The sequence below is a fragment of the Thermogymnomonas acidicola JCM 13583 genome, from assembly GCF_001316105.1.
Classification (GTDB): domain Archaea; phylum Thermoplasmatota; class Thermoplasmata; order Thermoplasmatales; family Thermoplasmataceae; genus Thermogymnomonas; species Thermogymnomonas acidicola.
This window is the reverse complement of record NZ_BBCP01000011.1, coordinates 43,417-66,577: the sequence shown is the minus strand read 5'-3', so window position 1 is coordinate 66,577 and position 23,161 is coordinate 43,417. Positions and strand designations below refer to the sequence as shown.

At 57.4% G+C, this 23,161-nt stretch carries 20 protein-coding genes and 7 pseudogenes; 11 read left to right on the top strand and 16 right to left on the bottom strand.

The annotated features are described in order from the left end of the window. The first annotated feature begins 10 nt into the window (after positions 1-10). The gene (locus JCM13583_RS09890) at positions 11-1,108 is read left to right on the top strand and encodes a hypothetical protein (RefSeq protein ID WP_162509766.1); all 1,098 of its coding nucleotides are present in this window, start codon (positions 11-13) and stop codon (positions 1,106-1,108) included. A 1-nt stretch (position 1,109) separates the two neighbouring features. Here JCM13583_RS09890 and JCM13583_RS09885 read toward each other — a convergent pair whose 3' ends face one another. From JCM13583_RS09885 to JCM13583_RS09865, 8 genes and pseudogenes are all read right to left on the bottom strand, one after another. Beyond that, a complete protein-coding gene (locus tag JCM13583_RS09885; protein ID WP_075057564.1) occupies positions 1,110-1,970 on the bottom strand; it encodes a TldD/PmbA family protein in 861 nt (286 codons plus the stop codon). Beyond that, positions 1,967-2,122 carry a hypothetical protein gene (locus JCM13583_RS14215; protein WP_171823582.1) on the bottom strand — a complete coding sequence of 52 codons (156 nt, stop codon included), beginning with the start codon at positions 2,120-2,122 and terminating at the stop codon, positions 1,967-1,969. Before JCM13583_RS14215 ends, JCM13583_RS09885 begins: the two co-directional genes overlap by 4 nt. Before the next feature lie 318 nt (positions 2,123-2,440). Continuing rightward, positions 2,441-3,717: pseudogene (locus tag JCM13583_RS09880) on the bottom strand (TldD/PmbA family protein). Then, on the bottom strand, positions 3,675-3,842 hold the full coding sequence (locus JCM13583_RS14210) for a hypothetical protein (protein WP_171823581.1): 168 nt from the start codon (positions 3,840-3,842) through the stop codon (positions 3,675-3,677). Before JCM13583_RS14210 ends, JCM13583_RS09880 begins: the two are co-directional and overlap by 43 nt. Before the next feature lie 3 nt (positions 3,843-3,845). Beyond that, on the bottom strand, positions 3,846-4,286 hold the full coding sequence (locus JCM13583_RS09875) for a CBS domain-containing protein (RefSeq protein ID WP_075057563.1): 441 nt from the start codon (positions 4,284-4,286) through the stop codon (positions 3,846-3,848). Continuing rightward, on the bottom strand, positions 4,189-4,548 hold the full coding sequence (locus JCM13583_RS14205; protein WP_171823580.1) for a hypothetical protein: 360 nt from the start codon (positions 4,546-4,548) through the stop codon (positions 4,189-4,191). Before JCM13583_RS14205 ends, JCM13583_RS09875 begins: the two co-directional genes overlap by 98 nt. Continuing rightward, positions 4,545-4,955, bottom strand: a complete 411-nt coding sequence (locus JCM13583_RS09870) for a CBS domain-containing protein (protein WP_171823579.1) — start codon at positions 4,953-4,955, stop codon at positions 4,545-4,547. Before JCM13583_RS09870 ends, JCM13583_RS14205 begins: the two co-directional genes overlap by 4 nt. 94 nt (positions 4,956-5,049) lie before the next feature. After that, complete coding sequence (locus tag JCM13583_RS09865) at positions 5,050-5,991, bottom strand: aminotransferase class I/II-fold pyridoxal phosphate-dependent enzyme (RefSeq protein ID WP_162509763.1); 942 nt, start codon at positions 5,989-5,991, stop codon at positions 5,050-5,052. 428 nt (positions 5,992-6,419) lie between these two features. On the opposite strand from JCM13583_RS09865, the pseudogene JCM13583_RS09860 reads away from it, so the two are divergent. From JCM13583_RS09860 to JCM13583_RS09845, 4 genes and pseudogenes are all read left to right on the top strand, one after another. Beyond that, positions 6,420-8,827: pseudogene (locus tag JCM13583_RS09860) on the top strand (DNA polymerase II). Between the two features lies 1 nt (position 8,828). Next, a complete protein-coding gene (locus JCM13583_RS09855) occupies positions 8,829-9,347 on the top strand; it encodes a hypothetical protein (protein WP_075057561.1) in 519 nt (172 codons plus the stop codon). Further along, positions 9,269-9,991 (top strand): NAD(P)/FAD-dependent oxidoreductase, encoded by a 723-nt coding sequence (locus JCM13583_RS09850; RefSeq protein ID WP_171823578.1) that lies wholly within the window; start codon positions 9,269-9,271, stop codon positions 9,989-9,991. The genes JCM13583_RS09855 and JCM13583_RS09850 overlap by 79 nt, the downstream gene beginning before the upstream one ends. Next, positions 9,988-10,866 carry a DMT family transporter gene (locus JCM13583_RS09845; RefSeq protein ID WP_075057559.1) on the top strand — a complete coding sequence of 293 codons (879 nt, stop codon included), beginning with the start codon at positions 9,988-9,990 and terminating at the stop codon, positions 10,864-10,866. The genes JCM13583_RS09850 and JCM13583_RS09845 overlap by 4 nt, the downstream gene beginning before the upstream one ends. Here JCM13583_RS09845 and tgtA read toward each other — a convergent pair. The 3 genes and pseudogenes from tgtA to JCM13583_RS09820 form a co-directional block, all read right to left on the bottom strand. Next, positions 10,853-12,727, bottom strand: a pseudogene (tgtA, locus tag JCM13583_RS13120) (tRNA guanosine(15) transglycosylase TgtA). The gene JCM13583_RS09845 and the pseudogene tgtA overlap by 14 nt on opposite strands. Positions 12,728-12,839: 112 nt before the next feature. After that, positions 12,840-14,627, bottom strand: a pseudogene (locus JCM13583_RS09825) (ribosome biogenesis/translation initiation ATPase RLI). Between the two features lie 9 nt (positions 14,628-14,636). Beyond that, positions 14,637-15,062 (bottom strand): hypothetical protein, encoded by a 426-nt coding sequence (locus tag JCM13583_RS09820; protein WP_075057556.1) that lies wholly within the window; start codon positions 15,060-15,062, stop codon positions 14,637-14,639. 232 nt (positions 15,063-15,294) lie between these two features. Between JCM13583_RS09820 and JCM13583_RS09815 the strand changes: the two genes are divergently transcribed. Genes JCM13583_RS09815 through JCM13583_RS13115 form a run of 3 tightly spaced genes read left to right on the top strand, consistent with a single transcriptional unit; the run spans position 15,295 to position 16,372 of the window. Beyond that, complete coding sequence (locus tag JCM13583_RS09815; RefSeq protein WP_075057555.1) at positions 15,295-15,585, top strand: hypothetical protein; 291 nt, start codon at positions 15,295-15,297, stop codon at positions 15,583-15,585. Further along, complete coding sequence (folP, locus tag JCM13583_RS09810) at positions 15,579-16,130, top strand: dihydropteroate synthase (protein WP_162509761.1); 552 nt, start codon at positions 15,579-15,581, stop codon at positions 16,128-16,130. The genes JCM13583_RS09815 and folP overlap by 7 nt, the downstream gene beginning before the upstream one ends. Beyond that, positions 16,112-16,372 (top strand): dihydropteroate synthase, encoded by a 261-nt coding sequence (locus JCM13583_RS13115; protein ID WP_162509760.1) that lies wholly within the window; start codon positions 16,112-16,114, stop codon positions 16,370-16,372. The genes folP and JCM13583_RS13115 overlap by 19 nt, the downstream gene beginning before the upstream one ends. Here JCM13583_RS13115 and JCM13583_RS13110 read toward each other — a convergent pair. The 3 genes from JCM13583_RS13110 to JCM13583_RS09795 all read right to left on the bottom strand — a co-directional run bounded on the left by JCM13583_RS13110 (position 16,353) and on the right by JCM13583_RS09795 (position 17,943). After that, positions 16,353-16,610 carry a transcriptional repressor gene (locus JCM13583_RS13110; protein WP_171823577.1) on the bottom strand — a complete coding sequence of 86 codons (258 nt, stop codon included), beginning with the start codon at positions 16,608-16,610 and terminating at the stop codon, positions 16,353-16,355. The two genes, JCM13583_RS13115 and JCM13583_RS13110, sit on opposite strands and share 20 nt — an antisense overlap. A 255-nt stretch (positions 16,611-16,865) precedes the next feature. Next, on the bottom strand, positions 16,866-17,216 hold the full coding sequence (locus JCM13583_RS09800) for a hypothetical protein (protein WP_075057554.1): 351 nt from the start codon (positions 17,214-17,216) through the stop codon (positions 16,866-16,868). A 376-nt stretch (positions 17,217-17,592) separates the two neighbouring features. Beyond that, positions 17,593-17,943 (bottom strand): hypothetical protein, encoded by a 351-nt coding sequence (locus JCM13583_RS09795; RefSeq protein ID WP_075057553.1) that lies wholly within the window; start codon positions 17,941-17,943, stop codon positions 17,593-17,595. A 118-nt stretch (positions 17,944-18,061) separates the two neighbouring features. Between JCM13583_RS09795 and ftsZ the strand changes: the two are divergent. From ftsZ to JCM13583_RS09780, 3 genes and pseudogenes are all read left to right on the top strand, one after another. Further along, a pseudogene (ftsZ, locus tag JCM13583_RS09790) lies at positions 18,062-19,206 on the top strand (cell division protein FtsZ). Positions 19,207-19,234: 28 nt separating this feature from the next. After that, positions 19,235-19,892, top strand: a pseudogene (gene pyrF, locus JCM13583_RS09785) (orotidine-5'-phosphate decarboxylase). A 36-nt stretch (positions 19,893-19,928) separates the two neighbouring features. Continuing rightward, the gene (locus tag JCM13583_RS09780) at positions 19,929-20,507 is read left to right on the top strand and encodes a S49 family peptidase (protein WP_075057552.1); all 579 of its coding nucleotides are present in this window, start codon (positions 19,929-19,931) and stop codon (positions 20,505-20,507) included. Between the two features lie 161 nt (positions 20,508-20,668). Here JCM13583_RS09780 and cobD read toward each other — a convergent pair whose 3' ends face one another. After that, positions 20,669-21,619 (bottom strand): adenosylcobinamide-phosphate synthase CbiB, encoded by a 951-nt coding sequence (cobD, locus tag JCM13583_RS09775; RefSeq protein WP_171823576.1) that lies wholly within the window; start codon positions 21,617-21,619, stop codon positions 20,669-20,671. Further along, a pseudogene (locus JCM13583_RS09770) lies at positions 21,616-23,008 on the bottom strand (cobyric acid synthase). The gene cobD and the pseudogene JCM13583_RS09770 overlap by 4 nt, the downstream one beginning before the upstream one ends. Positions 23,009-23,161: the final 153 nt, after the last annotated feature.

Sequence of the window (23,161 nt, the reverse complement as noted above, 5' to 3'; positions counted from 1 at the left end):
TGTGCTGACCGTGAGCAGGAACGGAGACAGCCTGCATGTTTCGCAGAAGCAGTTCCTGCTCCTGAACGACGTGACGGACAGGAGGTACCCTGTGCCCATCACCGTTGTCCGGGAAGACAGGGTGGAGAGCGTCCTGCTGGAGGGCAGGGAGACCCAGATCGGCTTCATGGGGTTCAGGAAGCTTAACCACATGAACACTGGCTTCTACAGATCGCTCTATGCCGACGAACTCCTCGATCATGTCCTTAAACACGCAGGATCGGCCAGCAGGATAGATAGGTGGGGCATCGCTAACGACGCCTTCGCATTCCTCCTGTCCGGCCTCTACGACCTTAACAGGTACTCCAGGGTTGTGGATGCACTTTCACAGGACACGTCTTTCATGCTCTCCGACGAGATATCCAGCCAGCTTGTCAGGCTGTGGCTCGTATGCGGTGACAGCGTCCTGCCGCTGGCACGGAGATACTTTGACCAAGCCATATCGCACCTGGGCCTGAGGCCCCCGGAAGGGGGGGGAGAGCAGGGATGCACTTCTGGCCAGGGCATCCGTGCTCACGGGCGCATCGACAATAGGCCTGGATGTGGCCAGGGAGATCGCGGACATGGTGGGGGACATGCAGAGCATAGAGAGCGAGGTACACCAGGCCATACTTATAGCGTACGCCAGGACCACGAACGATTTCGATACACTCTCAAAGATTCTTGCCGGGGCCAGGACAGAGGAAGCGGCTGTGAAGACAATAAACGCCATGGCGTGGCTATCTGGGCAGGACAGGTTCCAGGCGGTCTTGGGCCTTATCAGGGAGGGAAAGATAAAGAGGCAGGACTCCTGGAGGTTCTTCGGGCCCGCGGGGGGGGAGAACCCCCCCGCTTTCAGGGAGCAAATGGCCACCCACGTATCCTGGGTCGTGGACTACCTGAGGAAGAACTACGGCGGGGGGGCCAGGGCCAGCAGGACCCTGGAGGCGGTAATACCTTATGTGGGCCTCGACCAAGACATAGGTGGGAGCCTGGCTGCCATAGAGGGCAGGGACACCACCGTTGGGATAAGGAAGGGCCTGGAGGTCCTGGAGGTGCACAGGAGGCTGAGGCAGAGGGTCAGGGCTGATTCAGAAGCCCCCCCTGGATATGTTCAGGCCATCCACCAGCACATATGGCATGAGGGAGGCCGAGATCTCCTCCCACCACCTCGTGTACCGCATGTCCGACGATGCCTCAATGACGTTTCTCAGTATCGAAGGCACGGAATCGCTTATCCTCATGCCCTCCCACCTCTCTTTTATCTCACCACGCCTCACCAGGAATACCCCCCCGTCCCTGGGCACTGTGGAGAACGTGCCGCTGCGGTAGTCCTGGAACCTGGTATACCATGTGTTGCCTATCACTATACCGTTCTCAATTTCATCCAGGATCTTCTCGTGGTCCCTACCCCCCCCTGGACCCACCTGAAGCTGCCAGGCATGGGGGTAGAGCACACCCGCGTTGCCCGTGCTCTCCCTCCCGTGCTTCCTGCCGGTTGAGTAGGAGTGCATGAAGGTCTTCAGGGTGCCGCGCTCGATGAGGGCCCTGTTCCTGGTCTCGGTGCCCTCGTCGTCAAATGGTGTGTACCCTTCTCCCTTCCTGTCCTGCGGCACATCCCAGAGGCTGAACGCCTCTGATGCCACCTCCTTCCCCCCCTCCATGCCTATGAAGCAGCTAAGGCCGGTGTCCACGGAATATGAGGAGAGGAAGCCTTCGGAGTATGTCATGAGGTTTCCGAGCACGTGCGGTGAGAGAAGAACAGTGTACCTGCCCTCCTCACCCTTCTTTCTCGGCACGCTGAGGGAGGCGGTCTCGCCAGCCCTGCGGCCCAGCGCACCGGCCTGCCTGCTGTCCACAGTGCCCTCCGGGCCAACATGCGTCTGCTCCTGCCCGGTGTCCCCCCCGTCTCTGAATGCCCTGACGACCATGTCCAGCGATACTGCCCTCACCTTGCCGTGGAAGCCAGGGGGGGTGTATGTCTCCTCCAGGACGTCCCGCCTGTAGACTGTTCCCGCGGCCCGCTGCGCCCCTCCTTCCAGGCGCCGGAGACCAGTGCGTCGGCTATGTCGTTTATGTCCACGTCCAGGTGAGCTTCGTGCACGAACGACCTGTCTCCGCTGTTAGGGGGGGCTATCCCCCATGTAGTTGGGGGGGTTTTCCGGTGAGGCTTTGAGTGACCTGACGAGATCCTCCAGGTAGCTTTCCGTCACCAGGTGCTGCTGAACCGATGTGGACACCACCCTTGAGCCCACCGAGGCCAGGATGGAGACAACGTGCTCACTCCATATGCTGTTGAGGTCCTTTGAGTCTGCGAAAACCTGACCTGTTCCACGCTGGCCTCGGACACCTGCACTATGTACTCCTCGACGCCCAGGAGGCGCAGTGCCTTCACTATGGACTCTGCATCCAACCCGATCACCTACTTTATGTATATATGCCTCAGCCTCATGTGGGGGGGGCCGCCCATCCATACCTCGACTCCCTGCTCCGGGTCACCCTTTCCGCAGGTGCCCGCACTGAACTCCAGGTCCTTGCCGACAGCATCCACTGCTGAGTAGAAGCTGATCGTGTCCGTCTCTATCACGGGCCTCCTCACCCTCCCGACTATGTCCCCCCCCTCTCTATGAGGTAGGCGTCCTTGCCCACGTACTTCTCGTGCAACCTTATGTCGTCTATGTTCCACTCCGTGAAGGATTTGATGTATATGCCCCCCCTGGATATGCCCTCGAAGAGCTCCTCAAAGCTGTGATCCCCCCCGGGCTCTATGTATGTTGTGCTCATCCTTGCCAGGGGCTCCATGTTCCAGGCGGATGACCTGCCACCGCCGTTGCTCTCCAGGCCGAGCAGCGAGGCGCTCTCCCTGTTCAGGATGAACTCGTTCGTCATGCCGTGCCTGTACAGATAGCGCTTCCTGGCCGGCACACCCTCATCATCATACTTGTAATAGCCGAAGCTGCCCTCCATTGTCGGGTCGTCCACAACAGTCACGGAATCGCTCCCTATCCTGTATGGAATGGGCTTGCCTGTCAGGAAGGACTCGCCGGCCTGGGCCCCCCTCCCTGCCCACGATCCTGTCGTATTCCGTGGGGGGGTGGCCACAGGACTCGTGTGCAACTATGCCGGATATCTCTGGGCCCACAACAACGTCGAAGTAGCCCCTCTCCACCCTGGGGGGCCACCGTGCTCTCCCTGAGGCCCCCCTTATGTCCTCCGATATCCTTTCCATAAGGGAGAGCCCATCGAAGTACCGCCTGCCCTGTGTTGTACCGAACTGCTCGAAGGACTGCTCAAACTCTCCCTCTTCAACCACACCTATCACATAAAAGTACTGTGTGCGGACAACCTCACCCTCTATGTCCGTTCCGGCAGTGTTCACAAAGTGCTCGAACCTTCTCCCCCCCACAGACATCGCGTGAGTGCTCACCTGGGCACCTTCATTCATGGCGTGCCTGTCCATGTCCCTAACGAAGGATAGCATGTCAGCTGTGTCCATTTCTGTGTCCGTGCCTGCTGACCACCTGTCCTTAACGGCCTTTCCGACCCATATCCTGTTCTTCCCGGGCTTCATGGAGGTGCGGATCACCTTCTCCACAACATCCCTGGCAAGGCCCCCCCTGTCCTCCCTGTCTATGAACCCATGGATATGCTCCTGTTCAGCGCGCGTATTGCATAGCCGCTCGATACAGAGCGGTCCATGCCCTCGTACTCCCCCCCCTGTTGAACGAGACGCTCTTGCCCTCCTCCCTCATGAAGCGCACCTCCGCGTACTCCGATCTTGAGGAGAGGAGCGAGAGGAGGAAGTCTGCGAACTCTCCAGCCATGGGCTACCTCTCCCTCAGCTTCTCTAGCCTGCCTTCGTAGACCTCCAGTATGTGTGAGAGGCACCTGGCGTAGTCCCAGCCATAGTCGTTCACAGTTATGTTTATGGGGGGGCCGCTGACGAGCCTTGTGCGCAGTGAGTACTTCACTCTACCGCCGCTCTCGTACCTCTGCACGTGTATCTTCAGGACGCCGCTGTTCCTGTGGGCCATCTTGAGGAGCCTCTGAGCAGCCTTTCCAACGAGGAAATAGGTGGCATCGTATAGGTCCTGGTCTCCCGATGACAGGCCGCTCACCTCAAGGGTGAGTCCCTCCTTTTCCTTCTTCGTGTCTATCGCATCTATCACGTCAGAGACCCCGATTATTCCAACCACCAGGCCAGAGCCATCGACCACCGGCAGGATGTGCAGCCTGTTCCCCACCATGAGGGCGCAGGCCTTGGCCACAGTGTCGTTCTGCGATACCGATACGGGGGTTGTCCATGAGGGAGCCGCATGAGATCTCGACCTTCTCCTTGACACCCGCATAGTCGCCCTTCCCCCCCATCCTCTGCTTATCCCTGAGGACCGTGTTGGCCGCGATCTCGTCCATCCTGAGTATGCCCACAAGCCTTCCGTCCTTGGACGATACGACCGGTATCTCCGATTCCTCCAGCTGCCTTATCCTCTCTGCCGCTATGGACACGTCATCCTTCTCTGTGACAGTCACCGGTCCGTGGCCATGAGGTCGAGGACCCTGACCCTGTCGGCCGGCATGACCTCTCCGATGTGCTTCATTATGTCCGTCCTCGATACTATGCCCACTAGTTCATGCTTATCCACCACCGGGAGGGCAGGGAGGCCACTGTCACGGAGGACGTCCACTGCGTGCAGCACGTCATCCTCCGGGCTGAGCACCGGGGGGGTCTTGACTATGTAGCCCTCCACCTTCGCGTCCATGTGGACGCTCCTCCTGCGCAGTATGTCCCTGTACGTGATCATGCCAACGTAGTTCTTCCCGTCCAGGACAGGGAGCTGCTCTATATCGCTCTCCCTCATCCTGTGTATTGCCTCGGAGATCCTTGAATCGATCCTCTCCACCTCTGGGTCCGGTGTCATTATCTCTCTCACTTTCATGCGCATCACCAGAACTGCATCTTCTCCTTTGCGACGACCTCGGAAACTTCCTTCCTCACGTCCTGGCCCTCCACAGCCCTCTGCATGAGCTCCGCTATCTCCCCATGTCGGAGAGTCCCATCCTCGTCACCTCTGAGAGGCCCACACGTGCCTCCCTGTCTATTATGATCATGTTCTCTTCCAGCACCCTGCTGACCCTCACGCAGCTGCCGCCCTTGACATATGCGGGGGGGTCACGGTCAAGTATGACCTGGTGGGAGCTGGTGAACCAGGGGGGGGCATACTTCACCGTGAAGCCCCTCTCGGAGAGCTCAGAGGCCATCTTCCTGGCGTTGGCCACCACCTTTCTTGCGTACTCCTTGCCATGCCTCTTCATCTCCTCCACGGCCACGCCCAGGGCCGCCACCCTGTTCGGGTGGTAGTTGTCCATGGTGCGCCAGGTCACGTTCGCCCTTACGTTCTCGAATACGTCCTCGTCGTTGGTCAGTATGACCCCCCCGCCCTGGGGCCCGAAGAAGGTCTTGTGAGTTGAGCCCAGGAGTATGTCGCAGTACCTTGAGACGTCTGGCTGGAACTCACCTCCGGCTATCAGGCCCATGACGTGGGAGCCGTCATATATCACGAGGCTGCCAGACCTGTCCGCTATCTCCCTCACACGCTTCAGGTCATAGGGCCTCACGAAGAATGACTGGCCCAGCACTATGGCCCTGGGGGGGCTTATGTTAGACACGCTCTTCTCCAGGGCAGTGTAGTCGATCTCCTGCCTTTCCCTGGAATAGGGGGGGATCCTGTAGCTCTGGAAGCCCAGGATATCTGGTAGGAAGCCACGTACGTAACCCGTGTAGCCGCCGTCCTCCTCGTATATGGCCATGATGTTCTCCCTCCTCCTCACAGTGGCCAGGAGGGCTATCTCGGCCGCTATGTGGCCGCCTATGGGCCTCACCTCTGCGAACCTGAAGCCGAACAGCGAGGATACCTCCCCCCTCCACCTGGTGCAGTATCTCCCTTGCGAACCTCGTGCCGCCGTAAGCATCATCTCCGTCCTGCTCCAGCGAGTACCTTGAGATCAGGTCGGATGACATGGCCTTCCTCACGTTTGGGCTGACCACGTTCTCAGAGGCCTGGAGGTTTAAGGCTGATGCCCTGAACTTATCGTGCCTGTCCACAAGATCGAGTATGGATGACATAGACACACCTTTAGAACGCACAGCCGGCACAGCAACATCATCCCCCGTGCGTACCGGCGTGCATGCTTAGAAATCCCTCAGGAAATATTTAACCTTGTTCAGGCGTGATCTGCCCGCCGGATACAGTCAGCCTGGCAAATCCCCTGCATTGCATGAAGGGGGGGTGCACATGACATAACAGGGGGGGGCGAGATGCATAGGGGGGGAGCGGGCGGCCCAAAAATGTGGGGGGGAGTAATTAAATAACGTTATATTGTAGTGGAGCATTTTAATCACAATGCAGCTCAGAATGAGGATCCTCGTGGCCTCCTACAGGAGGGAGGACGTGACCATCGAGCTCTACGGCAGGACCGACGATGGCATGTCCGTCACAGCGCTCTACTATGGCTTCAAGCCTTACTTTGACCTGGTGGAGCCCGAGGATTCTATTGTAGAGGAGATGAAGAACGACCCGGAATACTTCAGGATGGAGGAGAAGACACTCTGGTACATGGGCAGGAACAGGCGCGTGGTGCGCTTTTTCATAAACTCGCCGTGGAAAGTCCCTGAGTACAGGGAGAGGTACAAGAAGTTCTGCCCAGTCCTTGCTGCTGACATACCTTTCCACCACAGGTTCATCTATGACATGGACCTGGGCTCATGCGTTTACATAGAGGGGGGGGAGGAGGAGAGGGATCCCAGGTACTCCACAGACCTGGTGCTCAGGATATCGAAGATAGAGAACACAGATGAGTTCAACCCCCAAGCTGAAGGTCCTCTCCATAGACATAGAGAACGCCATACAGAAGGAGAAGAACGATGAGTGGGGGGGCAGGATATTCACCGTGGGCTACACGCTGAAGTTCGGGGGGGACAAAATCGAGCAGGGCGCCATAACCGACGACGATGAGAAGAGGCTCCTGGAGGAGTTCGTGAAGAAGGTAAGGGAACTGGACCCTGATGTGATAATAGGTTACAACATAGACGGGTACGACATGCCTGTGCTCCAGAGCAGGATGAAGAAGCTGGGCGTGAGGTTCTCCATAGGTAGGGACGGGGGAGTCCCCCCCAGCCGTGTCCAGGGGAGGTTCTGGAGGCTGCATGGCAGGGTCATATCGGATGTCTGGTGGTCCGTGAAGAAGATAATGCACCCAAAGAGCGAGACCCTAAACTACGTGGCAAAGGAGCTCCTGGGCGAGGGCAAGGACAACATAAACAGGCTCAAGATAGAGGAGGAGTGGAGCAACAGGAGGGACGATGTCATCAGGTACTGCATAAAGGACACCTACCTCACTGTGGAGGTGTTCGAGCGCCTCAGGGTGCTTGACAGGAACATGTTCATGTCCACGGTGACGAGGCTGCCGCTTGACGACGTGACGAACGGGGGTACAAGCAACTACGTGGACTCGATCCTCATAAGGAGGGCAGACAGGCTGAACATAGGCGTCCCCCTCACTGCCAACGAGGAAAAGGAAGAGAAGATACCCGGGGGTTACGTTCACACCATAGTCCCAGGGCTCTATTCCAACGTCGTTGTCCTGGACTTCAAGAGCATGTACCCTTCAATGATAATGAAGTACAACATATGCTTCACCACCCTGAGCCCTGAGGGCACGATCGTAGCCCCCCCTCAGGCGCCAGGTTCCTGGACAAGAGCGTCAGGGAGGGCCTCATTCCGTCCATACTCCGCGACCTCATGGAGAAGAGGGACGCGGTCAAGAGGCTGATGAAGTCCAGCACGGGCGAGGAGAGGGAATACTGGGACGGCATACAGAACGCGATAAAGGTACTGATGAACACGTTCTATGGGGGGGTGATGGCGTCGCCGTTCTACAGGTTCACGAACGTTGACCTGGGCAGCGCGGTCACCAGCTTCGCAAGGGACACCATAACGCGCCTGATAGACAGGCTTGAGAAGAGGGGCTTTAGAGTCATATACGGGGACACTGACAGTGTGTTCATCGAATCTGGTGCGAAGAGCGTCAAGGAAGCGGTGGAGCTTGGCAGCAGGCTCAGCGCGGAACTCTCCAGGGAGGAGGGGGTGACCATAGAGTTCGAGAAGGTCATGGACCCTCTGTTCTCCCATGGGGCAAAGAAGAGGTACGCGGGCAAGATAGTGTACCCGGAGGACGCAAAGGGCACGATCCTTGTCAGGGGCTACGAGACCAGGAGAACGGATTCCTTCGACCTGCAGAGCGAGGCCCTGGCCAGGGTCTTCGACCTCATACTGCAGAGGGACATCGAAGGTGCAATAAACTATTCGAAGGACATAGTGCGCAGGGTGCTCAGAGGGGGGGACCCATCAATACCGCTGGAGAAACTCGTCATATCAAGGAGTGTCAAGTCTTTCGACAGTTATGAGCAGGAATCGCTTGCGAACGTACGCGTGGCCAAGAAGCTCATAGAGATGGGGGGGAGACCTTCGTGCCTGGCATGAAGGTCTCATGGATCGTTACTAACAGCAGGAAGTCGCCCCAGGAGGTGGAGCCGTACATAGACGGGACAGAGTTCAGGGGGGGAACTCCTGACTGGGAGTACTACGCCAGGAGGATAGAGGAAACCCTGAACAGGGTGCTTGAGAGCCTGCAGAGCGAGATATCCGTGATATCGAAGTCCAGTGGACAGAGGAGCCTGGATACCTTCGTGGAGCAAAGGGCTGAGGAGAAGGGACAGAAGAAGAACGTCACCCTGGACAGCTTCTTCTGAGGTGGTTGCCCTGATAGACGCAGTTGTAGTGGGCGCTGGCCCCCTCTGGCTCATACGCCTCCTATCTCCTCTCGAAAAGGGGGGGTTCAGCGTTGTCCTCCTGGAGGAGCACGAGGACGTGGGAAAGCCCGTGGAGTGCACTGGCCTGGTATCGGAGAGGGTCTTCAGGATGGTGAAGAGCGGGTCCAAGGTCAACGCAGTCAGCGGGGGGGCCCATATCCACTTCCCCAACGGGGGGGAGAGCATCCATGTGGCCAAGTCCGAGAAGACCGTAGTCATGGACAGGGATGAGTTTGACAAGGACGCTGCGGGCATGGCTGTGGGTGCAGGCGTGGACCTGAGGGTTGGGGGGGGCAAGGGTGACAGGCGTCACTGCAACGCACAGGGGGGGGCAAGGGTGACGGTGCGTGAAGGTGGAGACCTCAGGACCTGGACTGCCGTGTGGTGGTCGGGGGGGCAGACGGTGTCAACAGCGTGGTCAGGAAAGAGCTCTTCGGTGAGGTACCGGGCAGGGTCATAAGCACGTACCAGGTGGATGCCTCTTACAGGATGGAGGATCAGGACAGCGTCGATGTGTTCCTGGGCAGCGGGTTCAGTTCAGGCTTCTTCGCGTGGGCCACGCCTGCGGGCCACCTCTCAAGGATAGGGCTCGGCGTGTACCACAGGAATGCCACGGCCTATTTCAACAGGCTCATCTCCATGTTCCCGGGTGCAAGGGTGCTCGGAATAAACGGCGGGGGGATACCGATCAGGTACCTGAAGAGGACCTACAGGGACTCTGCGCTCCTGGTTGGAGATGCTGCAGGCATAGTGAAGCCTCTCTCTGGCGGAGGCATATACACCGGCCTCGTTTCTGCGTCTGCTGCTGCGGAGACCCTGGAGAAAGCCCTGGAGAGCGACGACCTCTCGGCCAGGTCCCTATCGAGGTACCAGAGGGCCTGGAAGAGGAGGCTGGGCATGGAGCTCTCCTTTGACTACCTGGTGCAGAGGTTCTTCACGATGCTCTCAGACCGCGCCCTGGACGCGATCTACAGGGAGGTCTCGAAGCCAGAGGTGGTGAACCTCATAAACTCGGTGGGCGATATAGACTACCCGTCCAGGGTCGTGCTCAGGGTGCTCATGAAAAACCCTTCTATGGTGTTCAACTTCCTCCGCGGTAAATGAACAGGATCTATTACGTGGCGCTCCTTGTGCTTGTGACCTTCATATGGGGGGGCGTTACGTTCCCGATGATCAAGGTCGCGCTGGCCTCGGTTGAGCCATCCCCATTCCTGGCCCTGAGGTTTGCCATATCAGCAGCCCTCCTCCTGCCGTTCGCCCTGCGGAGGAGGGGTTCGTTTTCCCTCACCAGCTCAGTCTACGGCCTCATATCTGGTGCCTTCCTCTTCGCAGGGTACTTCTTCCAGACCCTGGGCCTGGACTACACCTCACCCGCACTCTCCGGCATAATCACAGGCCTGTACGTGATCCTGATACCCATCTTCTCTCTCCTCATCCTGAGGGCGCCTGTGGCCAGGATGGATATAGTTGCATCTGTGCTGGCGCTCACAGGCCTCATCGTCATGTCTGTGACGAGCCTCTCCTCGCGCAGTACCTTCCTGGGAAACATGCTCACAGTGGCCTGCGCCGTTGCCTACGCCCTTCAAACCATCTACGTTTCCAAGTACACGTATAAGGTCGATTCCGTGACCTTCACCTTCTACCAAATGGCCACAGTTGCAGCACTCTCCTCGGTCTTCGTGCCCATCACAGGGGGGGAGAGGTTCACAGTGCCGGGGAGTTACGCATGGTTTGCGATAGCCTTCACCGCTGTCTTTGCCAGCGTACTGGCCTACTACATAAACACCGTCGCGCTGAGATACATAGAGCCAACCGCGGCAGGTGTCATATACACAGGCGAGCCGGTGTTCGCCGCACTCACATCCTACCTCTTCTACGGCGATGCGCCGGGATACCTGACGCTCTCCGGCATGGCCCTCATGGTCGCCGCCATGCTCCTGACAACCCTGGACAAGTACATCAGGTCTAGGGTGCACTGACATCCGCGTGGCTCCCGGCGCTGTGGTGCACCTTCACCGCCACTCCCTTCCTGTAAGAGGCCATCTCCAGGCCAGAGACCGAGGCCTTGCCCACAGCAAGGAGATCGTCCCCCCCTCACTGACAACGAGGGTCTCGTTGCCGGCCACGATCTCCGGGTCAAAGTCCACTATGAACTTGAAGAAAACATTGTAGCCAGCCCTGTTGAAAGCCTCGCTCTCCCTGTTCACAAAGACACGTAGCCTTTTCCCACCGATGCCCTGGTGGAGCCTCCTTGCCCCCCTCCATCGTCAGAGTGAACAGGCCGTCCTTGGGCCTCATCGTTGCCACCTGCACCCCCCCGCCATAGGATATGGTGCGGATGCGCCCTGTTGCCCTGGACTTCACTATCTCCGTCCCGTCCGGGAAAAGTACCCTGCCAGCGCCCTTCCCGAACTGGTAGTCCGCGATTGCCCTTACCTTCTCCAGGTCAAAGTCCCTCAGCCTTTGGCCTTCTTCTTCCAAGGGACTGCCCACATCAGGGATTAGCCTTGCCTCCGGCCCAACGTACTGCTGCACGGGGGGGTAGGTGTCCTCAAGCTCCATTGGCACCCAACCGTGCATCCACTGCACCAGGAACGGCCTCTGGCTCCTCTCGTACCTTGATATGACTGCGCCCCCCCTGTTTCCCTCATATTCGGCCCTGGGGACGAAAACGGGGGTCTCCGCCAACGAAACTTTCCAGGAACCTTGACAGCCTAACCGCAGACGGGTGTTCAAGGGACCTGGTGTCCAGGTACATGAAGGAGTTCTTCTTCGATACCTCCGTGTATCTCTCGAGGAGCCTTGAATAGGAGCGCAGGGTCCTGAAGGCCTCGAGTAGCGTGGGGTGCGCCATGGCCTTCGACTGCACGTATTCCCATAGCGTCTGCTCCTCAATCCTGATGCGCACCTCACGGATCTCGCTGAAGAGCGCGTGGAGGTTGTGCAGGCTGAACCAGTAGAGCCTCTCCCTCTTGTCCATGGCAGCTATGTCCCTCTGCTGCATGTCCCTGAGTGGGCTCCAGTACGGGAACTCAAGCACCTCTGACGCATCCCGGGTGCCATCGGGAAAGAGGAGGCGGCCGTCCCTTGCGTACTTCACATAGGAGGCGGAATCGAAGATGTCCACGCCAAGCAGAACTGCCATGGGTATGAACATCGGGTGTCCCCCGCCGAAGAGGTGTATTGGCCTGCTGAAGGGAGCATTCACCTTTGAGTTCACTATGATCCTGACCAGGTCCGCATAGCGGTAACTCTCCAGCAGGGGGGGCACGACACCCCCTATGGGCAGGTAAGTGGCCTTGCTGCCGGACATGAGTTTTGCGGAATAGGCCCTGAGGTCATCGTATATGGAGCCCTGTATGGGGGGGCCGGCCAGGAGCGAGTCGCCCGGGTCCACCTCGTCGACCCTTGCCCTCGTGACCTCTATGGCCCTCCTGACCTGCTCGTAGGGGGGTCTTCCGGCTTCGTGAAGACGTCCAGTATCGTTACGATATCACTCCCTATGGACTTCTGGAACTCCACCATGCCGGCGTTGTCGTACTCCACACCACCGTAGACGTAGCTCTGGAAGGTGCCGCTGTCGGTCATTATAGGCCCGTCAAAGGACAGCATCGAGTGCAGGCCTGAAGATAGCGCCTTCTCTCTCAGTTCGGCGTTCCTCCTTATTATGTAACTGTTCGTTATTATGGCCCTGACCCCCCCTATCCTCTTCATCTCCGAGGGGCTCACGACTATGATGTTTGGGTTGATCACCGGCATGACCGTTGGCGTCTCCAGTTCACCGTGTGGTGTTGAGAACCTGCCTATCCTGGCCAGCCCGTCCCTGAAAAGGACCTCCATGCCTCATCACTGCGAGACATCCCTGTACCCACCCTTGTTGTGTTGCGATGCCTTATGGAACTGTCCCTTAACTAAATGCCCTTTGTGCTCCAGGCATCAGCTCCCCCCCCGGTCAGCTGAAGTAGTACTCCCCCCCGCTTTCCCTCTGCGACCTGTCCAGGCTGCTGCCTGGCTTGTTTATCCTTGGCCTCTTCGTCTGCTGGTCACGCCTGAAAGTAACACCAGCGTCTGAGAGGAACATGTTCATTCCCGAACGCATGTCCATCGGGCCGAAAGCCTCGCCGTGCCTTCCGCCCTCCCCCCCCTGAAGACCATGAGTGAGTCGGAGATCAGGTCTATGAAGTACACATCATGGTCCACCACGAGAGCGCTCTTCCTGTTGTTCTCCATGACCCTCCTTATGACCTTGGCGGCCTCCATCCTCATGGCACTGTCAAGGTGGGCTGACGGCTCGTCTAGGAGAAAGAGGTCCGCGTCCCTGGCAAGGGTGATCGCTATGGAGAGCCTCTGTAGCTCGCCGCCGGAGAGATCCTCGACCTCAAGGTCCATGAGCTCGTTTATCTGGAGGGGGTGCATTATCTCGTTGTTCACAAAGGTGTCCGCAGACCTTTCCTTCAGGGCTTCCCCTATGAGGTCTGCAACTGTGCCTGCATAGTCCACGCTTATGTACTGCGGCTTGTAGGCGACCCTGACTGTTGATGATACCGCCCCCGTGTCAGGCTGCATTATGCCTGCCAGTATCTTCACGAAGCTCGTCTTGCCGAGGCCGTTCCTCCCCAGCACGCCGACCACCTGCGTGAGCCTTATGGAGCCGCTCCTGGCCCTGAGTGTGAAGTCTCCAAGCGTTTTCGATACGTTCTCCCAGCTCACCAGCACAGGCGCATTGACATCCCTCCTGAGCGTGCGCTCCTGGAAGTCTATGGAGCTCTCCCTGATCCTGACGTTTTCCTCCCTAAGGTATCCGGACAGGAACTCGTTGACAGCCTTGTTTGTTGACTTCTGCTCCGTTATAACGCCGTAGGCGCCCGGCTTTCCATACACTATGTGGACTGCGTCGGCCATCCAGTCCATTATGGCAAGGTCGTGCTCGACCACAAGCACTGTCCTGTCCCTCGCGAGCTCCTGCACCACCCTGGCCACGCGCAGCCTCTCGGTTATGTCGAGGTATGAGGACATCTCGTCCATTAGGTAGACATCCGCGTCCTTCAGCAGGGCCACGGATATTGCCAGCTTCTGGAGCTCGCCGCCAGAGCACTTATCGATATCCTTGTCTAGCACACCCTCCATGGACATGAGGGAGACGACCTCATCCATGCGCCCCCCGATTGATCTGCATTTGAAAGTGCGTCCCTTATCCTGCCCTTGACAACCCTTGGGATCAGGTCCACATACTGGCTCTTGAGCACCACCTTCTTCCTGCCAGAGTAGAGGTCCCTGAAGTACTGGCCCATAACCGTGCCGGAAAGCCTCTTTACCACATCGTCCTTTGAGGGTGGTTCCCTGAAGTTGCCGAAGTTCGGGATCGTGTTACCTGCCAGTATGCTGAGCGTTGTTGACTTCCCCCCCATACCGTTCTGACCCAGTATGGCTGTCACCTTCCCCCCCTGCTGGACCACCGGCAGTGAGTAGAGCCTGAACGAGTTCTCCGAAAACTGGTGTACCTTCTCCTTCTCCAGCTCGTCAGGTATACCGACTATGGTTATTGCGCCGAATGGGCAACGCCTCACGCATATGCCACAGCCTATGCACAGTTTTTCGGTGATGAGTGGCTGCCCCTCTGCATCCGGGAACTCTATTGTTGGCGTCCCGCTCCTCACTGGGGGGGGCAGTAATACTGGCACTCGTGGTTGCACTTCTTGGGGGGGTGGCACCTATCCCTCCTGAGGACTGCAATGTGCAATAGCACCACCTAGCTGGCCTTCCAGTACTCATCCGGGATCTCTTCATAGAGCTGCGATTCCTCGCTCTTTACCTCCTTGACGTCGTTCACCTTCATCCTGGCCAGCTCCATTATCCTCGGGATGTTCAGGAGCCAGTAGTGGATCCTCCACTCCCTTCCGTCGTAAAGGGTGGTCTCCTCCCTCTCCGTCTGCAGCACCCCCCCTATGTCCTCCATGGTGTAGAAGGCATCCCTGTCCTCCGGCTCGAGCATGTTGTCTATGACCCTGTCGCTGTAGCCGAAAAAGTTGATTATGTGTTCCGCGGCCTCCATGGATTCCTCTTCGCCCATCCTTTTGTTCTGCAGGCTTAAGCCCTTCCTGATTGCCATCGCCAGCTCATCTATTGTCGTGTAATTGCGCTCCGTGTTGGGCCTTGCAAGCTCACCGGGAACCATACATAACCTCTCTGAGTGTAAATTTTACAATTGCCACTCATTTCACCCAGCCTAATAATGTTATCCCATACACACCCGTTAAATACATATCTGAATACATTTTAGCCGGCTGAACGCAGGAGTGCATATATGATCACATGCGATCCATGAGATATAAAGGTTGATAGCACCACGGCCCTACACCTGGGCATACACACTACATTTATATACAGAAAGTTATGTTTTAAGAATCATGGCAGTTCTGGCTGCTTTCCCGGCCAGGAGCAGGTTCAGAGGTGATGGGAGCAGGGATGCGTCCGTGGAAGTTTATTCAGACAGAGAGATGAGGATAGACGGCGTTGAACTGCTGGAGAGGTTCCAGGAGAAGGGGGGGAGAGATGTGTGGCACTATGTGACCAGGGGGGGCCCTGCACAGGATGTCAGGTCCCTGCTCATAGAGCTCTCGCAGTACGGTGAGGCCACCAGGGCCGTGGTTGACCGCATGCTCAAAGACCTCTCGAAGCCTCTTGAGGTGCCATGGTAATGGGGGGGATAATCAACGCCACACCCGATTCGTTCTACGAGGGTTCCAGGGTAGGTAGCGAACCGGTGAAGAAGATCGAGGAAATGCTGGACCAGAAGCCAGACATAATAGATGTTGGCGGCGAGAGCACGAGGCCAGGCTCTGACCCTGTGCCGCCGAAGGAGGAGATAAAGAGGCTAAGGCCTGTGGTCGAGTACCTGACAGAGGTCTCCGATATACCTGTGTCAATAGATACCAGGAACCCTGAGACGCTTGAGGACATGCTGCGCTACGACATTGATTACGTGAACGACATAACGGGCTTCACGAATGAGGCCATGCTGTCCCTGACGACGTCCGCTGACCTGAAGTGCATAGTCATGCACATGCGCGGAGACCCGAAGACCATGCAGAGCATGACCGATTACAGGGACGTTGTATATGAGGTTGCCTCCTTCCTCCAGGCACAGGCAAGGAAGATCATTGAGGTTGGCGCGGAACCAGAGAGCATAGTGGTTGACCCTGGCCTGGCTTCGCCAAGGACTCTGTGCAGAACATGGTACTGATATCCAACATGGAGTGCTTCAGGTTCGGCTTCCCGCTCCTCGTTGGGGGGGCGTCCAGGAAGACCTTCATAGGCAGAATAACCGGCAGGGATGTTAATGACAGACTTCCCGGGACGATAGCATCTTCCATATTCCTCATGGAGAAGGGCGTAGACATACTGCGTGTCCACGACGTCAGGGAGAACAGGGACGCACTAAGGATGTACCTAGCAATGAAGCATTTCAGGGAGGAGGCATCCTAGACCTGCACTCCCTGCAGACGCCGTTCATGATTATGCTGACGCTCTCTATGCTGTGCTCAGAGGTAATGAGAGCGTTCTGCACCTCCTCGCCCAGGGGGGGCACGTCAAAGATCCTCCCGCACACCCTGCATACCATGTTGCCGTGCAGTTCGGTGTTTGTCTCGAACCACATGGAGCCGTTGGCCTCAAATGACCTGACGGCGCCGGCTTCCCTAAGGGCCCTGAGTATATTATACACTGTGGCAAGCGTGATGGTGGGCTCCTCCTCCTTTGTGCCTGGTAGATGTCCTCGGCCTTGAAGTGTCCCGGTGAGTGGTCCTCAATGTACTTTATGACCGTTAACCTCTGGGGGGGTGTTATCTTGTACCCTGACCTCCTCAGTAGATCCACGTACTTTCCTGAGACCATTTAAAAAGACATCGTATCTTTATTTATAAGATTTATTAGGAAATTGTCAGTATTTCTTATGTCTTATTACACTGTATGCACACCCTCAGAGGAAAAGGTGAGCAGCCATCGCGTGATTTCCCGTGGCCGCTGCCAGCAAGGCCGGTACCAGGAGGGCCAGGATGTAGAGCCAGCCGTACCTTCTGTTGTGCCTGAGGGCAGCCCTGTGGTACCAGAGGGGGGGCCAGCCGACGAAACCCTCAGGAGGCCTCTCCGGCCTGGGACTCCTGAAGACCCTCACTGCATAGATCAGGAGTGGGAGGTTTGCGAATATGATTATTGACGTTATGGGTAGGGTACCGAGGAGGATCTCGACCACAGGAACGATGTACATGGCAACTATTATGGCTGCCCCCCCTGCGTACAGGGCCCTCCTCCCGCCAAGGAGAACTGGCATAGTCCTTATTTTCCTGGACCTGTCGTATTCCTCCTGGTCTACATGCTTCCCCCCAGAGTATGCTCATGACACCGAGGCCGTACGGGGGGGTGCCCACAAGCACCGACTGATAGAAGAAGTGGCCAGTTATTGCATAGACGCCACCGGAGACCATCACCGGGCCCCCAGGCGAGGAAGCTCGCTACCTCACCGAGGCCGTAATACTTCAGGGGGGGCTTCGGTGCGGCATCGTACAGGAAGAGGAGTGCCAGGCCAGCTGCGAGGAATGCCAGTGTGTATATCCCCCGACATGTATGTCAGGGCACCGGCTATTGCCAGCCCTGCCAGGAGTAAGAGGACTATGGAGAGCCTCGCCTCCTCCCTGGAGAGGATGTTGTCAGCTATAGGGTGTATCGTGTACATGCGGCGCGGTGAGTCCGGGGGGGTGTCGTCCCCCGCGGACATACCCGAAGTAATCGTTGGACAGGTTACTCAGGGCATGCGCTATCAGGAAACCGAAGAAGACCAGGATAAACCTCTGGACACTGAACGCGCCGTAGATGTAGGAGAGGATGCCAGATATGATCGCTGCCTGCGCTGATATGACCAGGATCACGCTCCTCGCCGAAAATAGGAACCTTGAGATGAAGTCGTAGTCCTCCGGCCTCCTCCTGTCGTAGAATCCCCCCCTGAAGGCGGAGTACCACATGATGAGGCGGTTCTTCCTGATGTTTTCCTGCCCGGCCATGCGGCATAATCACCGGGGCGGTTAAAACTGTATCTAAAAGGTTCTTTGAGGGGGCTCGCATTTGATGGGGGAATGTAACAAAATTATTATATATATTGAGCAGTATTATGTCTGACATATGGTTGACAGCGTTGGCCTACTTGTAAGATCCGCAGAGGATGGGAGTCCTGGCGAGGTGCAGGCTTCGGAAAACTACGTGTCCCCGGAGGAGAGGGAGATAGAGGAGATCGCGAACAGGCTTCGGGTCAGGATAAAGATCATAGGGTGCGGCGGCGCAGGTTCGAACACCATAAGCAGGCTGGCTGAGGAGGGTGTCACGGGTGCCGACCTGATAGCAATTAACACAGACGCGTCCCACCTGCTTGAGATAAACGCACCGAAGAAGATGCTGATAGGCAAGAACAAGACCAGGGGGGGCCTTGGCACAGGTGCAATACCATCCATAGGTGAGGAGGCGGCTATAGAGGATTTGCCGAACATACAGAAGATAGTGCAGAGGTGTGACATAGTGTTCGTAACCTGTGGACTGGGCGGTGGCACGGGCACGGGTGCAGCACCGGTTGTGGCGAAGGCTGCAAAGGACGCCAACGCGCTGGTCATCTCCACCGTTACGCTTCCTTTCACCTCAGAGGGGGGGAGGATTAGGATGGAAAACGCGCTCCAGGGCCTGGAAAAGCTCTCGCAGTACTCCGACACCCTGATAGCGATTCCAAACGACCTCCTCCTGAAACATGTCCCCAAGAAGCCACTGGACGAGGCCTTTGCGTTCTCCGACCGCTTCCTCGGCGAGGCCATGAAGGGCCTGACGGAGATGATCACACAGACCGGGGGGGAGATAAACATAGACTATGCGGATGTGAAGACTGTAATGAAGGACGGCGGAGTTGCCTCATCGGGATAGGGGAGGTCGACGGGGGCGACAACCGGGCTCTGAGGGCCCTGGAGATGGCCATTTCCTCACCCCCCCTAATAGACACAGACATATCAGATGCCAGGGGGTGCATAATAAGGATAGTCGGGGGCTCGATAACCCTCGCAGAGGCGGAGACCGCCACGAGAGAGATACAGAGGAGGATAAACAAGGACGCGAACATAATCCTTGGCACTGCTGTCGACCCGTCCATGGGCAGCAGGCTCAGGGTCCTGCTGCTCCTAACAGGCGTCAAGTCCCCGTACATGATAAAGACGCTTGAGGACGCCAAGAACCTGAGGAAGATGCTCGTCAGCGGAGAGGATGAGACACCGGTGGACATAGTGAAATAAATAATTAAGGCAGAGCAATGCCAGGGAAATGAGCGATGGGAGCAGGCTTATACTCGCGCTGGATCTGGTAGATGTGGGGGGGAGGGCCCTACGTATGGCTCAGGACATCTCTCCCCACTGTTTTGCCATAAAGGTCAACTGGCCCATCATTCTCCACGCAGGGCCGCAGATAATAAGAGAGATATCCAGGTTTTCGAGGGTGATATGCGACCTGAAGCTTGCAGACATACCCAACACCAACAGGCTCATAGTGGAGAGGGTCAGGGAACTGGGCGCATGGGGTGTGATAGCACACAGCTTCGTTGGCCAAGATTCGCTGAGGGCCGTGGTTGAAGCAGCAGGAGACATGAAGGTCTTCTCTGTGGTTGCCATGTCCCACCCCCCCGGGGCCTCGGATTTGCTCAACAGGTTCCATGACATGCTTATCGACATTTCCATGAAGGCCGGGGGTGTACGGCTTCGTGGCCCCCCCGGGCAACAACGAGGCCGTCCTGCGCCAGATAAGGGCACGCGCCGGGGGGGGCATGAAGATAATATCGCCCGGCATAGGCGCCCAGGGAGGCGATGAGGTCTCTGCGGTGGCGGCCGGTGCGGACTACGTCATCGTTGGCAGGAAGATCTACCAGGCAAGCGATCCGGTGAAGGTAGCCATGGAGATCGACCAGAGGCTCTCCATGATGCTCTGATCTCAAGGTTTTCATACCAATTCCCACTTTCTAATCGTGTACGTTGCTGAGGTGAGCTTCTACGGCAGGATCACTGACAGGTCTGTTAGGAACTACGTGCCGATATTCCGCTACCTCAGGTCAAGGAGGAGGGTTGGTGGCGTCCTGGTCACGATAAACTCGGAGGGAGGGGATGCCACAGCAAGCCAGATACTCTACGATGCCCTCTCCTCGCTCTCCTCTAAAAAGACCGTGTATGCATTCATACAGGGCCTGGGCGTATCCGGGAGCTACTGGCTCGCCTGTGCCTGCACAAAGATATACGCGATGGAGACCTCGCTTGTGGGCTCCATAGGCGTCATAAGCGTGAACCCCCCCAGCGTGAGGAGGTTCCTGGAACGCATAGGCATAGATGTGAACGTGACGAAGGTCGGCAAATACAAAGACATGCTATCTCCATTCAGCCCCCCCGCGGACGATGAGGCCAGGGAGATATACAGGAAGGTCCTCTCCGACATATTCTCGAGGTTCAGGGATGATGTCATATCGAGGAGGAAAATACCGCCTGAGAGGATCGACGAAACCATAAACGGCAGGGTGTTCAGCCCAAGGGAGGCCCTTGAGCTCGGCTCATAGACGGCATAGCGGGCAAGGAAAAGGTCCTGGAGGAACTCAGGGCCGCCACGGGTTCAGGGATGAAGGTCAGGCGGTTCGAGCCAGGGTTCCCCCCCTTATCTCCAGGCTTCTCGGTTCCGTCCAGGTAAGGGAATACCTACAGGACCTGGTGGAAGATGTGGTCACAGAGCTGATGTACCGAGGAATACGATGATCATTATGGGTATAACTATGAGTATTATAGAGGAGTAGACCGTCATGTAATATATGTTTATGGCCTTCTTTATGTCACCTATGCCGGGCTCGAAGCCGTCGTCGTTGAGTATGTACGAGCCCATCTTTTCCAGCCTGATGTTCATTGCAACTGCCATTGCACCCATGGTCCAGCCAGAGTTGACGCTCTCGACGAGCCTGCTCACTGACCTCAGTGACAGCCTCGGTATCCTGTAGTTCAGCAACTCGGCGCCGAGCAGCGTCATGTAGCCGGCGATCCTGGCCGGGATGTAGTTCACGACAGTCGATATTATCGCGGCCCACCTGCCGAACTCGAAGTACCTCTTGTTCCTCTTGCCCATCCTCCTGTCGAGTGTCACGACGAGTTTCACGAAGAGTGCCCCCACTGGGCCGAAGATGGCGAAGAAGAAGAGTGGGGGGGAGAAAACGTCGTAGAGGAGGCTCTGGCCAAGCATCTCTATCACCGCCGAGACCACATGGCCAGTGTCCAGCTCGCTGGTGTCCCTCCTCACAGACGCGATCAGGGCATCCCTGGCAGCCTCCAGCTCGCCGTTCTCCAGGAGCCTGACAACACGCCTGGCCGTGGATGCGTTCCTGCTCACCGATACACCAGCCTTCAGGTAGGCGATACCCACTATCACGAAGACGAAGGCCACGGGTGAGGAGACTGCAAGCACAAAGTAGGCCACCGAGGTGATGGCAGCTATAAACACTACGGCGAGGAGGAACCCGCCTGCGACTCCACCATTGAGAGACCTGAATGGTGGCTCCATATAAGATATGAGCCTGCCAAGTATCCTATCAGGGTGTATCCACTCCCGCGGCTCCCCGAAGATAATGTCCAGGAGGATGGCGCCTATGAGTATCGTTATACCCAGGACTATGTAAGGGTAGCTCACAGCACTAGCCTCTCGATGTAGTCCAGATCGAGGCAGGAGAGTATCCTCTCGCTAACCCTCCTGACCTCAGCCTCAAGGCCTTCCATGTAACTGGATACAGGTACCTTCCTCCCGAGAATGTGTTCGATGAGTTCCCTTGACTCCAGCACGCCGTGCACATTCGTGCCCATCACTGCCCCCCCGTCCCTGGACACCGCTCCCTCTGGCCCCCCCAGATCGGTCTCAAGGAATGGTTCCTCAGACAAGTTCCTCACCATCCCGTAGTGTATCTCGTATCCCCCCCTGTACCTCTGGCTCGTCAGGTGGCTGTTCCTTATATTATATTCCACCTCCCTTATTGTCTTTTCCTTCGCGTATTCCGTTTCAACGTCCAGGAGTCCCAGGCCCTCGGTGAAGGAACCGCTTGACTGCACGGCAGACGGGTCGCTTATGCTCTTCCCCCCCAGGATCTGGTAACCGCCGCATACGCCAAGGACGCTGGCGCCCCCCCTCTCCCTGGCCTTCATAATCAGCCTGTCGATGCCATGCCTCCTTATGTAAGCGAGGTCTTCAAAGACGAGCTTCGACCCGGGTAGCACCACCAGCCTTGCGTTAAGTATCTTGCCTGCATTCCTGTGGTCCACGTATGAGTATCCCACACCGTAGTACCTGAGCGGGTCAACCTCGCTGTAGTTCTCCATGTGGGGGGTAACGCAGCACGCACACCTCTTCCGATCCAGTGTCCCCCTGGTAGTCCATGGAGTCTTCCCCCGGGCAGGTTGAACTCGAAGAATGGCACGACGCCTGCAACCCTTGTTCCTGATAGGCCTTCGAGGAGCCTTATGCCGGGTTCCAGGATGGAGGTGTCCCCCCCACGCATCCTGTTTATGACCAGCGCCTTCACCTGGGACCTGTGGGGCATGAGCTCCAGTGTGCCGTAGAGGGACGCGAAGACGCCGCCCCCCCTCTCTATGTCTCCCACCATGACTATGGGGCACCCCCCCGATATCTCCGGCAGCAGGCCGTTGGACAGGTCGAACCTCAGGAGGTTTATCTCGGCCGGGGAGCCCGCACCCTCCGATACGACTATGTCGCTGTCCCCCCCATGGCCCACTGGATGGATTCCAGGATCTTCATGAGGCCGTCAGATGAGATGTACGAGTAGTATTCCCTCACTGCCATCCTTCCCATGGCCCTGCCGTTCACTATGACCTGCGAGCCCTGGCCCTCAGGCTTCAGGAGAACGGGGTTCATCCTGACATCTGGCCTTGCGCCTGCGGCCAAGGCCTGCAGCCACTGTGCCCTGGACATCTCACCGTTGTGCACCACCACCGAGTTCAGTGACATGTTTACAGCCTTGAAAGGGCATACCCTGTACCCGAGCTTCCTGAAGTGGTACGCCATTGCCATGGCTACAGTGCTCTTTCCGCTCCCTGACGATGTGCCTGTGACCTGCAGTACGCGTGCTGCCACCTGTGATGATTTTTCAGGTGGCAATAAAGTGTTGCCTCTGGATCCAGGGCCCAAGAAAAGTAGTTATCCTCCCCCCCTCTCAATACATGC